Raw genomic sequence first — 11,968 nt, 5'->3', positions numbered from 1 at the left:
GATGGATCAGCCCGTGAATAACGTCTTTTCCCAATGCCGGTGTCTGCCTAGTCTGCCCCTCAACGCAATACAGCCTTGAGAGACACCTGATGACAAAAATAATAATCAACGAAGTCGGCATGCGTGATGGTCTGCAAAGCCTGCAACAGGTCATGCCGACCATCGACAAGTGCAAGTGGATCGACGCCGCTTATGCCGCTGGTGTGCGGTACATGGAAGTCGCTTCATTCGTACCGGCCAGATTGCTCCCGCAAATGGCCGATGCCAGTGAAGTGGTTCGCCATGCCCTGAGCTTTCCGGGTCTGATCGTCAGCGTTCTCGCGCCCAACCTGCGGGGTGCTGAAAACGCCCTGGAGTCCGGTGCCCACCGGATCGTCGCGCCGATTTCGGTGAGTGCTGCCCACAGCCTGGCAAACGTGCGTCGCACGCCAATGGAAATGGTCGAGGAGTTTGCACGCATGTGTGAACTGCGCAGCCAGTCAGGCCAGCACCCGGTACAAATGATCGCCGGCATGTCCGTGGCATTCGGCTGCACGCGGCAGGGTGCCGTGCCGCTTGCCGATCTGTGCGGGCTGACCCGGCATGTGCTGCAGACCGGTTGCGATGCGGTGTCCCTCGGTGACACCACCGGATACGCCACGCCGGGTCAGGTGGCCGAGACGCTGATCGCAATCCGTGAAATAGCCGGCGACAAGTTGCTGGCCGCGCACTTCCATGACACCCGCGGGCTGGCCCTGGCCAATAGCCTGGTGGCGGTGCAAAACGGAATCCGCGAGCTGGACTCCTCACTGGCCGGGCTTGGCGGTTGCCCGTTTGCTCCAGGCGCTTCGGGCAATACGGTTACCGAGGACCTGATCTTCATGCTCGCCAGCATGGATTACGACACCGGCATCGATCTCGAACAGCTGATCGCCACGCGGGCCTTGCTCGAACAATCCCTGCCGGGTGAACCGCTCTACGGTTATATCGCCCGTGCCGGTTTGCCAAAGAACTTCGCCGCGACCCGCGCCAACGCCTGACGCCCGTCATTCAAGCCTCTTTCATGGAGACAAACATCATGTCGACACTTCCTCTCGACGGCATCCGCGTCGTTGAAATTTCCCACATGGTCATGGGGCCGACCTGCGGCATGATCCTCGGCGACCTCGGTGCCGAAGTGATCAAGATCGAGCCTGTGCGGGGCGACGGTACCCGGCGTTTGCTGGGCGCCGGTGCCGGGTTCTTCCGCACCTTCAACCGCAACAAGAAAAGCATCTCCATCGACGTCAATGAGCCCAACGGCCGGGAAGCGGCGCTGGGCCTGATCGACACCGCCGATGTGTTCATCGAGAACTTCAAGCCTGGGCGGATGAAGGATCTGGGCCTGGATTACGAGTCGTTGCGCGCGCGCAATCCGAAACTCATCTATGCCTCCCACAAAGGCTTTCTCAACGGCCCCTACGATAAGCGTCTGGCGCTGGATGAAGTCGTGCAAATGATGGCTGGCCTGGCTTACATGACCGGACCGGTAGGTCGGCCGTTGCGTGCCGGCAGTTCGGTGAATGACATCATGGGCGGCATGTTTGGGGCTATCGGGGTTCTGGCGGCGATCATCGAACGCCACAAGACCGGGGTCGGCAAGGAGGTACAGAGCGCGCTTTACGAAAACTGCGTGCTGCTCTCGGCCCAGCATATGCAGCAGTTCGTGGTCACCGGCGAAGCCGCCGCGCCGATGCCCAACCGCATCAGCGCCTGGGCTATTTACGACGTATTCGAATTTGCCGGTCAGGAACAGATGTTCGTTGCAGCGACCGGCGAAGGGCAATGGACCATGCTGTGCAATTTGCTCGGCCAGCAGGCCTTGCTCGATGATCCGAGCCTGGCCACCAACAACGATCGGGTCCTGCAGCGGCCACGGCTGCTGGCCCACCTGGGCGAGGTGTTCGCGACCATGGAGGCGCAACCTTTCGCGCGGCTGCTGGAAGCCAATGGCATTCCCTTCGCGCCCATACGCCGCCCCGAAGAACTGTTCGCCGATGAGCACCTGAAACAGAGCGGCGGCCTGGCCAGCCTGGAGCTGGAAGACGGTTCCCATACCGACATGCCATTGCTGCCGCTGTCACTGGATGGGCAGCGCCTGCAACCCCGTTGCTCGATTCCGCGGATCGGCGAACACACCCGTCAGGTGATGCTGGAACTGGGCTACAGCGCGAGCCAGATCGAAGAGCTGCGCGCCGCTGGCGTATTCAAGACCGATGACTGAACGCTGGTCCCAGCGCAGGAGTGCACATGGCTATTTATCAGTATGACGACCAGCAACCGGACATCCACCCCAGCGCCTACGTCGCCGAGGCGGCGACAGTGATTGGCAAGGTGGTACTCGCAGAAGGCTCCAGTGTCTGGTCGCAAGCGGTGCTGCGTGGTGACAACGAAATCATTGCCATCGGTGCCGGCAGCAATGTCCAGGAAGGCGCAGTGCTGCACACCGATCCGGGATTCCCGCTCTCCATTGGCGTGGAAGTGACCATCGGTCATCAAGCCATGCTCCATGGTTGTAGCGTGGGCGATGGCAGCCTGATTGGTATTCAGGCGGTGGTGCTCAACGGTGCGGTGATTGGCAAAAACTGCCTGGTCGGCGCCGGAGCCCTGGTGACCGAAGGCAAGGTGTTCCCGGACAACTCGCTGATTCTCGGGACGCCGGCCAAGGTGGTCCGAGCGCTGAGCGTGGCGGATATCGGTAAATTCCGTGAAAACGCCCGGGACTACATCGAGCGCGCGCAAAAACACAAACAGACACTCAAACGAATTGGCTAAGCCTTATCCCCTATGCTGCAGGCCTGCGCACGAGGGGTGAGGAGCAACTGACAAGCAGCAAATCTCAATATAATTACAAGAACCCGGAGAACGACATGGTCGCTACGACTGAAACCATTGCTGGCGTGCGCAGTGATGAACATCTACAGGAACTACTGCTCTACCGACGGGTGGCCTGGCGTATCGTGCCGCTGGCGATCATCTGCTTTTTGTTTTCGTACTTCGATCGGATCAACATCAGTTTCGCCAAGAGCCAGATGCAGGCGGAACTGGGCCTCAATGACGCGGCCTATGGTCTGGCGGCGAGCATGTTCTTCATCGGATACGTGCTGTTTGAAGTGCCGAGCAGTATCGGCTTGAAGAAATACGGCGCGCCGAACTGGATCTGTCGGATCATGATTTCCTGGGGATTGGCCACCGCTTGCCTGATGTTCGCCTACACCCAGTACACCCTGTATTTCCTGCGCTTTCTGATTGGCGTGATGGAGGCGGGATTCGGTCCGGCGATCCTGTTCTACCTGGCATGCTGGTTTCCCAAGAAGTACCTGGCGCGAATCAACGGCCTGTGGTTTCTCGCCGTGCCGCTGGCAGGGGCCATTGGTGCGCCGGCGGCGGGGCTGATCCTGGCGAAGATGAATGGTTTCATGGGCCTTGCCGGTTGGCACTGGCTGTTCCTGCTGTCGGGGCTGCCGTGCGTCCTGTTGGGCCTGATCGTGTTGTGGAAGCTGGACAGGAACATTCAATCGGCGAAATGGCTGTCCGCTGAAGAGAAGGCGATTCTGCAAAAGAATCTCGACCACGACAGCGCCAACCGCAAACCGCAACATGCCTCGTTGTGGAAAGTCCTGTTGACCCGAGAAGTGGCACTCTTTGCAATGATCTACTTCGCCATCAAACTCGCCAGTTACGGTATCAACTTCTGGATGCCGCACCTGATCGAACAGTCCGGTGTACAGAACCCGACCTTTGTCGGTCTGCTGACCTCGCTGCCTTATGTCATCGCCTGTATCGGTATGATCCTGGTGACCCGTCGTTCGGACCGCTGCGGTGATCGCAAGAGCTATCTGCTGATCTGCATGATCGCCTCGACCCTGGGCTATCTGCTGGCCTGTCTGTTCTTCGACAATTCGCTGGTATTGATGCTGGCGCTGATTCTCGCAACCGCGGGCTCGTTCATTGCCATCCCGGTGTTCTGGACCATTCCGCAATCGACGTTCTCCGGTATTGCGATTGCCAGCGGTACCGCGGCAATCAACTCCATCGGGCAATTGAGCGGCATGGTCGCGCCTTACATGGTCGGCTATATCAACGATCTGACCGGCCAGACGTATATGGGCATGTTGGCGATTACTCCGGTGCTGTTGTTAAGCGTTTACATGATTGCGCGCTTTGTCCGTAACCCGGCTGTTTGTCCCGGATAACCCCGTTCAGACCCGCCATTGAAATAACTGACACCTGCGAGAAAGGGCAGAAAAGTCATTGGGAGCAGTTCCTTCCGATCGACCTTTGGCTGCCCGCGATAACACTAAATAGTCAAACAATGAGTTGATAATGATAAGAACATCTCATGTGTCCAGCGTGTCCGTTGCTTTAGCGCTGTGTGGTTTTGCCAGCGGGGCTGTTGCCGGTTTCATCGAAGACGGCAAAGGCAGCCTGGAGCTTCGCAATTTCTATTTCAGCCGGGATTTTCGTGACAGTAGCGCCACGCAATCGAAACGGGAGGAGTGGGCTCAAGGTTTTGTCCTGCGGGTGCAATCCGGTTTCACCGAGGGGCGACTGGGCTTTGGTGTGGATGCCATCGGTATGCTCGGTGTGAAACTCGACTCCAGCCCTGACCGCAGCGGTTCGGGCTTGTTGCCGAGAAACTCGAACAAGCGCGCCGAAGATGATTATTCAAAAGCGGCGGTGACGGCCAAGGCCAGGTTTGCCGACAGCCTGCTGCAAGTCGGCGGTTTGAGCCCGCAGTTGCCGCTGTTGGCCTCCAATACCAGCCGTCTGTTTCCTCAGGTATTCAATGGCGCGCAGTGGGCATCGAAGGATATTGATTCGCTGACCTTGACCCTGGGCGAGGTCGATTCGGTCAAACAACGAGACTCCTCCAACTCCGAAGAGCTGACCATCATGAGCCAGCAAGGGGCTTATTCGACCAGCGTCAACAGCGATCGGCTTGTTTACGCTGGGGCTGATTATCAAGTGCTGCCGAACCTGAGCCTCAGTTATCACGCCAGCGTTCTGGAAGATTTCTTTCGCCGGGACTTCTATGGCTTGAAGTTCAGCCAGGCGCTCGGCCCGGGCAAGGCATTTGTCGAACTGCGCTATTTCGATGCCAGGGAAACCGGCCGGCAGCTGGTTGGCGAGGTGGATAACCGGACCATCAGCAGCAACCTTGGCTATTCCTTGGCCGGCCACACCCTCAGCGGCGGTTATCAGAAAGTCTCCGGCGATACCGCGTATGCCTATGTGGGTGGCAGCGATACCTACCTGTTCAGCGAAATGCAGGTCAGCACTTTCGCCATGGCCAACGAACGTGTCTGGCACGCGCGTTACGACTATGACTTCGCCGCCCTCGGGGTTCCGGGTCTGAGCTTCGGCCTGCGTTACGTCAAGGGTGACGAGGTCGACGCCAGTCATATCCGTACCGCCAAGGCGGCCGGCCTGCGCGCCAGCGGAGAAACGGGTCATGAGTGGGAACGGGCGACTGACCTTGGGTATGTGGCTCAGGGCGGGCCTTTGAAAAACCTGGGACTGCGTTGGCGTTATGCAACTAACCGCTCCAATTACGCCGACAGCGCCGATGAGCACCGAGTGATTCTGAGCTACGCCTACAATTTTTAAGTCGATCGGGCAGGACCAGGAGCGTCAGGAACCCGGATCGGTAAAGCGCGGTCACGGATCAAGGTGTGGCTGCTAAGCTGTGCTTTGACGACCACAACAATGGAGTCGAACTCATGGCAAATGACATCTGTGCCTGCAAAGACTGCAACTGCAAAATCGGCGAGCATTCTATCGTCCGTCACGGCAAGCACTATTGCTGCCAGGCGTGTGCCGATCATCACCCCAATGGAGAAGCGTGCGCTTCAACCGGCTGCAAGTGCGCCAAGGGTGCTCACGGCTGACGCTGATTGCTGCTTGCTGATTGAAGAGGGGGCCTGGTACGGCAGGCGCTGATTGGCCTGCCGTCCGGCGTAGCAAATCGACGATCAATTGGTCGGTCGCCAGGTGACATTCTCGATGCCGAATTTCTCGGCCACCGGTCTGCTGGTTTTTTTCACTTTCTCCAGGCCGAACCGACCAATCCGGCCGACCCCCGCATCACAACTCGCCCAGTGCCAAGCCTCTGCATTGTCCATTTTGTCCAGGCGGATGATGAAAGACCTTGGCGTGCCGTGCAGTGTGTATTCAATGACAAAAAGTTTTGCGTTGTTCATAGATCCGCTAATCCTCCCTGTTGGTTAAATAAAGTGATCGTGGGTGTCACGGAAAATTCACTCGAATTGGCGGACGGAAACATCTTGTTAGATGTCCTGGTTTTTCGTGGCCCGGGTGGATTCGTTTTGTGAGGTTTGGCATCCGTTTGAGTGGGGTCTTTCGGCTGGCAAGGATCCCGAGGCCTCGCCAGGATGAGGACACCCCCAGCGATCACGACCTTCGCCATGGCTGTCGAAGAGCAGATCAAAAGATCGCAGCCTGCGGCAGCTCCTACGCGGGGGGGTGCGTACCCCGGTCAATCACGGGTGTACAAGGTTGGCGTAGGAGCTGGCGCAGCCTGCGATCTGTTGGCGATTCTGAATATTGCCCAAAAGCAAGATCAAAAGATCGCAGCCTGCGGCAGCTCCTACGCGGGGATGTGCGTACCCCCCGGTCAATCACGGGTGTACAAGGTTGGCGTAGGAGCTGGCGCAGCCTGCGATCTGTTGGCGATTCTGAATATTGCCCAAAAGCAAGATCAAAAGATCGCAGCCTGCGGCAGCTCCTACACGGGGATGTGCGTACCCCCCGGTCAATCACGGGTGTACGAGGTTGGCGTAGGAGCTGGCGCAGCCTGCGATCTGTTGGCGGTTCGAAGAGTGTCCGAAGCAAGATCAAAAGATCGCAGCCTGCGGCAGCTCCTACGCGGGGATGTGCGTACCCCCGGTCAATCACGGGTGTACAAGGTTGGCGTAGGAGCTGGCGCAGCCTGCGATCTGTTGGCGATTTTGAAGGCTGCCAAAGAGCAAGATCAAAAGATCGCAGCCTGCGGCAGCTCCTACAACGGGGCGACGTTGCTGTAGAATTGCTAACCTTGAAACGACGAGGTGCACCCCATGAGCGAGCCGATACGCCTGACCCAGTACAGCCATGGCGCAGGCTGCGGCTGCAAGATTTCGCCCCAGGTGCTGGAGGTGGTTCTGGCCGGCAGTGGTGCGCAGAACCTCGATCCGAAACTCTGGGTCGGCAATGCCTCCCGCGATGACGCGGCGGTGTATGCCATCGACGAAGAGCGCGGCGTGGTGTCGACCACTGACTTCTTCATGCCGATCGTCGACGATCCGTTCGATTTCGGACGCATTGCCGCGACCAACGCCATCAGCGACATCTACGCCATGGGTGGTGATCCGTTGATGGCGATTGCGATTCTTGGCTGGCCGGTCAATGTGCTGGCGCCGGAGATTGCCCGGGAAGTGATTCGTGGTGGGCGTTCGATCTGCGACGAGGCGGGGATCCCGCTGGCCGGCGGGCACTCGATTGACGCACCGGAGCCGATCTTCGGCCTGGCCGTCACCGGGCTGGTGGAAAAGCGCCATATGAAGCGCAACGACACCGCCACCGCCGGTTGCCTGCTGTACCTGACCAAACCCCTGGGCATCGGCATCCTCACCACGGCAGAGAAGAAGGGCAAGCTGCGTGACGCCGATGTGGGGCTGGCCCGCGACTGGATGTGCACCCTGAACAAACCCGGCAGCCGCTTTGGCAAGCTGGCGGGCGTGACGGCGATGACCGATGTCACCGGTTTCGGTCTGCTCGGGCATCTGGTGGAAATGGCCGATGGCAGTGGCGTGACCGCGCGCATCGAATATGATCGCGTGCCGCGCCTGCCTGGGGTCGAGTATTACCTCGATCAAGGCTGCGTACCAGGCGGAACCCTGCGCAACTTCGACAGCTATGCCAACCGGCTCGGTCGTGTCCAGGAGCTGCACAAGCGGGTACTCTGCGATCCGCAAACCAGCGGTGGTTTACTGGTGGCGGTGACTCCCGAAGGCAACCCGCAGTTCCTCGCGGTTGCCGCCGAGCTGGGTCTGTGCCTTGAGCCGATCGGTGAACTGGTTGCCCGACAGACTAACGCGGTAGAGGTGTTTTGATGCCCATCGACATCACCGACTACCGCGATATCTTTCTCAACGACCGGCCGATGATGGATACCCGTGCGCCGGTCGAATTCAGCAAGGGCTCCTTTCCCGGGGTGATCAACCTGCCATTGATGACCGACGACGAGCGGCAACGGGTGGGTACCCGCTATAAAGAGCAAGGTCAGCAGGCGGCCATCACCCTCGGGCATCAGTTGGTGAACGGCGCCATCAAAGCCGAACGCATCCAGGCCTGGGCCGATTTTGCCCGGGCCAATCCCGACGGTTGTTTGTATTGCTTTCGCGGCGGCTTGCGTTCGCAGATCGTCCAGCAATGGCTCAAGGACGAGGCCGGCATCGACTACCCGAGAGTTGTCGGTGGCTACAAGGCAATGCGCACCTTCCTGCTGGAGACGATGGATCAAGCGGTCGCGCAGTGCGATTTCATTTTGCTCGGCGGCATGACCGGCACCGGCAAGACCGAGCTGATTACGCAGTTGAGCAACGGCCTGGACCTGGAAGGCCACGCCAATCATCGCGGCTCCAGTTTCGGCAAGCACGCAACGGGCCAACCCTCCAATATCGATTTTGAGAACCGCCTGGCCGTGGATGTACTGAAGAAGCGCGCCAGGGGCATCGAGCAATTCGTGCTCGAGGATGAGAGTCGCATGGTCGGCAGTTGCGCCTTGCCGCTGCCGCTGTATCAGGGCATGCAGCACTTCCCCATGGTCTGGCTCGAAGACAGCCTCCAGGGACGGGTCGAGCGGATCCTGCGCGATTACGTGATCGACCTGTGTGCGGAGTTCATTGCGGTGCATGGCGAACAGGGTTTTGCACTGTTTTGCAAACGCTTGCTGGCGAGCTTGAACAACATTCACAAGCGCCTGGGCGGCGAGCGTCACCAGCGGATGCTGGCGCTCATGGAAGCAGCATTGGCGCAGCAGGCAAGTAGCGGGGCGGTGGATCAGCACCGTGGCTGGATCGAAGGTTTGCTGAGTGAGTACTACGACCCGATGTATGCCTTCCAGCGTGAGAATAAAGGCGATCGCATCGAGTTCGTTGGCGAGCGGGCCGCCGTACTCGAGTATCTGCGTGAGTGGGGCAAGTGATATGAGCTGGCTGCAGAACCGGCGATTGGCCCTTGGACGCACCGCAATCATCACGCTCAATGCTTTAAAGCAGCACCGCACCGATCAAACTGCGCGTGGCTTGCAGTCGACCGATCAGGTCGGGCAATCCTCTTGTCCATTGTCCAGGCCTTGCTTGTAGCTGTGACTGAGCAAGGTCGCCTTGCCGTTGTGCCAGGTCAGCGTCAGCACAAACAACGAGTCGAAATCGCTGGATTTCCAGTCATCGGTGATGGTGCGTTTTTCGCCGACGGCTTCTTCCGCCACTTTGTTGATCAGTTCCGGCAGGTAGCCGTGGGACCAGGCGGTGTAGATGGTCGAGTTGTGGTACTTGTCTTCCAGCAACTCGTTCGCCAGATCGCTGGTGTCATTGGCCGAGAAGTTGATGTTAACCGGCAGCCCGAGCTTTATCGCGCTGGGACTGATGGTCATCAGCGGTCTGATATAGCTGTAGGAGTTGTCTTGTTCGCCTTCCTCGACGTTGCGGGTCGGGTTGGCGGCGAACACATAATTGGCCTTGCCGAATCTTTCCGGCAGCAGGGTGGCCAAGTCGATGGCACGGTTCAGCCCCTGGCAGTTGAGCTGCCCGAGGCCACCGGCGGGTTTTTCCGCATGGCGCAGGAATACCAGGGTCTGAACTCCGTCTGCCGGTTGGGCACGGCTTTCGCGGGCCTCCAGTGCCAGGAACAACGCACCGGTCACCAGCAGCGCGGACAAGGCAATATAGGGCCGGTGTTTCAGGCATTTGACGAAATTCAGCGGGTTCTTCATTGAATAGTTGATCTTCAGCGCATTCGATTGAGGCTGACAAACCTGTCCACTACAAGCTCCCGGCTTTGTGTGGTTTTCCATGTCATTGAGGGTGAAGCTTGGGGTCGATTACCAAAAGGATGCTTTTCAGAGTCCGTTGAAGCCGTTTGGTTCGATCCCTGCCAATTCGCAGCACTTTATCCGGGCTGGAGCGTGGTTGATAGCGAGGTTATCGACAATATGTTTCGGATTTAAGAAGGGGCAGGCGCAAAGGCCCATGGTTGACAGCGTCAGTGGGCTATTGCAATAAAGGTCGACCTAGCGTCAAACCGCCGAGGGAGCCAGGTCAGCGACCAGCCCCCAGCAATCCTTATCGTTACTGGAAGTGCTCCATGACCGATCTCTCTGCTTTTCCCATCACCCAAAAATGGCCGGCGCAGCATCCAGAGTGGATCCAGCTGTATTCCTTGCCGACTCCCAATGGCGTCAAGGTGTCGATCATGCTCGAGGAAATCGGTCTGCCCTACGAGCCGCACCGTGTGGCTTTCGACAGCAATGACCAACTGTCTGCCGAGTTTCTCTTGCTCAACCCCAACAACAAGATCCCGGCGATCATCGATCCCCATGGGCCGGGCAATCGACCGCTGGCATTGTTCGAGTCCGGGGCGATCCTGATCTACCTCGCCGACAAGAGCGGGCAATTGCTGGCGCAAGAGTCGGCGGCGCGCTACGAGACGATCCAGTGGCTGATGTTCCAGATGTCGGGTATCGGCCCGATGTTCGGCCAAGTCGGCTTTTTCCATAAATTCGCCGGTAAGGATTATCAGGATAAACGTCCGCGCGACCGCTTTGTCGCAGAGACCCAGCGCTTGCTGAATGTGCTTGAGCAGCAACTCACCGGGCGCAACTGGATCATGGGCGATCGCTACACCATCGCCGATATCGCGACCTTTCCCTGGGTACGCAATCTGATCGGGTTTTATGAAGCGGGTGATCTGGTGGAGATCAACAACTACCCCAACGTACTACGCGTGCTGGAACGCTTCGTGGCGCGGCCGGCGGTTATACGCGGTCTGGAAATCCCCAAACAACTTTAATCATGACCAGGATGGACAATGAGTAAATTCAATTTCAAGCAAGTAGACGTCTTCAGTCGCGTGCCGCTCAAAGGCAATCCCCTGGCCGTGGTATTCGCTGCCGACGAGCTGAGCGATGAACGCATGGCGGCCTTCGCGAGCTGGACCAACCTCAGCGAAACCACGTTCGTGTTGCAACCCCGCGATCCACGGGCCGACTACCGCGTGCGGATCTTCACCACCCTCCAGGAGCTGCCGTTCGCCGGCCATCCAACCCTTGGCACCTGCCACGCCTGGCTTGAGGCCGGTGGCATTGCCAAGGGCGAGGAGATTATTCAGGAATGCGGCGTCGGCCTGGTGCGGATCCGTCGACAAGGGGCCGACCTTGCGTTCCTCGCACCACCTTTGCTCAGATCCGGTCCGGTGGACGCCGAGTTGCGCGAGCGGGTACGCCTCGGATTGGGCCTGGAGCAGAGCGCGGTCATTGATGCGCAGTGGGTCGACAATGGTGCCGGCTGGCTGGTGCTGATGCTCGCCGAGCGTGCGCAGGTGCTGTCGTTGCAGCCCGACTACGCGCAACTGAGTGGGCTGGCGGTGGGCGTTATCGCGCCTTGCTGCCCGGAGCGCGACGACACGGATGCGCAATTTGAAGTGCGCGCCTTCATCGCCGGCGACGGGGCGCCCGAAGACCCGGCCACCGGCAGCCTGAATGCCGGCGTCGCCCAGTGGCTGTTGAGCAAAGGCCTGGCGCCTGCGTCTTATGTAGTCAGTCAGGGGCTGACCATGGGCCGCGCCGGGAGAATCCAGGTCGAGCAGATCGGCGATGAGATCTGGATCGGCGGTTCGACAGTGACCTGTATCGAGGGCAGCTTGAGTCTGTAGAGCAGTGCTCAGGGCG

General features: G+C 59.1%; 12 protein-coding genes. 10 read left to right on the top strand and 2 right to left on the bottom strand.

Annotated features, from left to right (window positions below; genetic code table 11):
* Positions 1-89: 89 nt before the first annotated feature.
* The 6 genes from AC3IUA_RS19560 to AC3IUA_RS19535 all read left to right on the top strand — a co-directional run bounded on the left by AC3IUA_RS19560 (position 90) and on the right by AC3IUA_RS19535 (position 5,909).
* A complete protein-coding gene (locus AC3IUA_RS19560) occupies positions 90-1,019 on the top strand; it encodes a hydroxymethylglutaryl-CoA lyase (RefSeq protein ID WP_489356446.1) in 930 nt (309 codons plus the stop codon).
* 38 nt (positions 1,020-1,057) lie between these two features.
* Complete coding sequence (locus AC3IUA_RS19555) at positions 1,058-2,242, top strand: CaiB/BaiF CoA transferase family protein (RefSeq protein ID WP_489356444.1); 1,185 nt, start codon at positions 1,058-1,060, stop codon at positions 2,240-2,242.
* A 26-nt stretch (positions 2,243-2,268) separates the two neighbouring features.
* Complete coding sequence (locus tag AC3IUA_RS19550) at positions 2,269-2,793, top strand: gamma carbonic anhydrase family protein (protein WP_489356443.1); 525 nt, start codon at positions 2,269-2,271, stop codon at positions 2,791-2,793.
* A 95-nt stretch (positions 2,794-2,888) separates the two neighbouring features.
* The gene (locus AC3IUA_RS19545; protein WP_489356441.1) at positions 2,889-4,214 is read left to right on the top strand and encodes an MFS transporter; all 1,326 of its coding nucleotides are present in this window, start codon (positions 2,889-2,891) and stop codon (positions 4,212-4,214) included.
* 130 nt (positions 4,215-4,344) lie between these two features.
* On the top strand, positions 4,345-5,628 hold the full coding sequence (locus AC3IUA_RS19540; RefSeq protein ID WP_489356439.1) for an OprD family porin: 1,284 nt from the start codon (positions 4,345-4,347) through the stop codon (positions 5,626-5,628).
* A gap of 113 nt (positions 5,629-5,741) precedes the next feature.
* Positions 5,742-5,909 (top strand): metallothionein, encoded by a 168-nt coding sequence (locus AC3IUA_RS19535; protein WP_150641706.1) that lies wholly within the window; start codon positions 5,742-5,744, stop codon positions 5,907-5,909.
* A gap of 84 nt (positions 5,910-5,993) precedes the next feature.
* Here the strand turns inward: AC3IUA_RS19535 and AC3IUA_RS19530 are convergent, their stop codons facing one another.
* A complete protein-coding gene (locus tag AC3IUA_RS19530; RefSeq protein ID WP_489356437.1) occupies positions 5,994-6,221 on the bottom strand; it encodes a DUF6555 family protein in 228 nt (75 codons plus the stop codon).
* Between the two features lie 876 nt (positions 6,222-7,097).
* On the opposite strand from AC3IUA_RS19530, the gene selD reads away from it, so the two are divergent.
* Together selD and mnmH are read left to right on the top strand one after the other, a co-directional pair.
* A complete protein-coding gene (selD, locus tag AC3IUA_RS19525) occupies positions 7,098-8,132 on the top strand; it encodes a selenide, water dikinase SelD (protein WP_489356435.1) in 1,035 nt (344 codons plus the stop codon).
* Positions 8,132-9,226, top strand: coding sequence for a tRNA 2-selenouridine(34) synthase MnmH (mnmH, locus tag AC3IUA_RS19520; protein ID WP_489356433.1), 1,095 nt, complete (start codon positions 8,132-8,134; stop codon positions 9,224-9,226). The genes selD and mnmH overlap by 1 nt, the downstream gene beginning before the upstream one ends.
* Before the next feature lie 114 nt (positions 9,227-9,340).
* Here the strand turns inward: mnmH and AC3IUA_RS19515 are convergent, their stop codons facing one another.
* Positions 9,341-10,015, bottom strand: coding sequence for a histidine phosphatase family protein (locus tag AC3IUA_RS19515; RefSeq protein ID WP_489356431.1), 675 nt, complete (start codon positions 10,013-10,015; stop codon positions 9,341-9,343).
* Between the two features lie 371 nt (positions 10,016-10,386).
* Here AC3IUA_RS19515 and AC3IUA_RS19510 point away from each other — a divergent pair, with 371 nt between their 5' ends.
* Positions 10,387-11,091 carry a glutathione binding-like protein gene (locus AC3IUA_RS19510; RefSeq protein WP_489356429.1) on the top strand — a complete coding sequence of 235 codons (705 nt, stop codon included), beginning with the start codon at positions 10,387-10,389 and terminating at the stop codon, positions 11,089-11,091.
* Positions 11,092-11,109: 18 nt separating this feature from the next.
* Entirely contained in the window at positions 11,110-11,952 is an 843-nt protein-coding gene (locus AC3IUA_RS19505) for a PhzF family phenazine biosynthesis protein (protein WP_489356427.1), read from the top strand.
* Positions 11,953-11,968: the final 16 nt, after the last annotated feature.

The sequence above is a fragment of the Pseudomonas sp. KH_050 genome (assembly GCF_057838875.1).
This window is presented reverse-complemented; position numbering and strand designations above follow the sequence as displayed.

Bases quoted from the DNA above. Each gene is read 5' to 3' on its own strand.
- AC3IUA_RS19560 (WP_489356446.1), top strand. From the start codon at position 90: ATGACAAAAATAATAATCAACGAAGTCGGCATGCGTGATGGTCTGCAA.
- AC3IUA_RS19555 (WP_489356444.1), top strand. From the start codon at position 1,058: ATGTCGACACTTCCTCTCGACGGCATCCGCGTCGTTGAAATTTCCCAC.
- AC3IUA_RS19550 (WP_489356443.1), top strand. From the start codon at position 2,269: ATGGCTATTTATCAGTATGACGACCAGCAACCGGACATCCACCCCAGC.
- AC3IUA_RS19545 (WP_489356441.1), top strand. From the start codon at position 2,889: ATGGTCGCTACGACTGAAACCATTGCTGGCGTGCGCAGTGATGAACAT.
- AC3IUA_RS19540 (WP_489356439.1), top strand. From the start codon at position 4,345: ATGATAAGAACATCTCATGTGTCCAGCGTGTCCGTTGCTTTAGCGCTG.
- AC3IUA_RS19535 (WP_150641706.1), top strand. From the start codon at position 5,742: ATGGCAAATGACATCTGTGCCTGCAAAGACTGCAACTGCAAAATCGGC.
- AC3IUA_RS19530 (WP_489356437.1), bottom strand. From the start codon at position 6,221: ATGAACAACGCAAAACTTTTTGTCATTGAATACACACTGCACGGCACG.
- selD (WP_489356435.1), top strand. From the start codon at position 7,098: ATGAGCGAGCCGATACGCCTGACCCAGTACAGCCATGGCGCAGGCTGC.
- mnmH (WP_489356433.1), top strand. From the start codon at position 8,132: ATGCCCATCGACATCACCGACTACCGCGATATCTTTCTCAACGACCGG.
- AC3IUA_RS19515 (WP_489356431.1), bottom strand. From the start codon at position 10,015: ATGAAGAACCCGCTGAATTTCGTCAAATGCCTGAAACACCGGCCCTAT.
- AC3IUA_RS19510 (WP_489356429.1), top strand. From the start codon at position 10,387: ATGACCGATCTCTCTGCTTTTCCCATCACCCAAAAATGGCCGGCGCAG.
- AC3IUA_RS19505 (WP_489356427.1), top strand. From the start codon at position 11,110: ATGAGTAAATTCAATTTCAAGCAAGTAGACGTCTTCAGTCGCGTGCCG.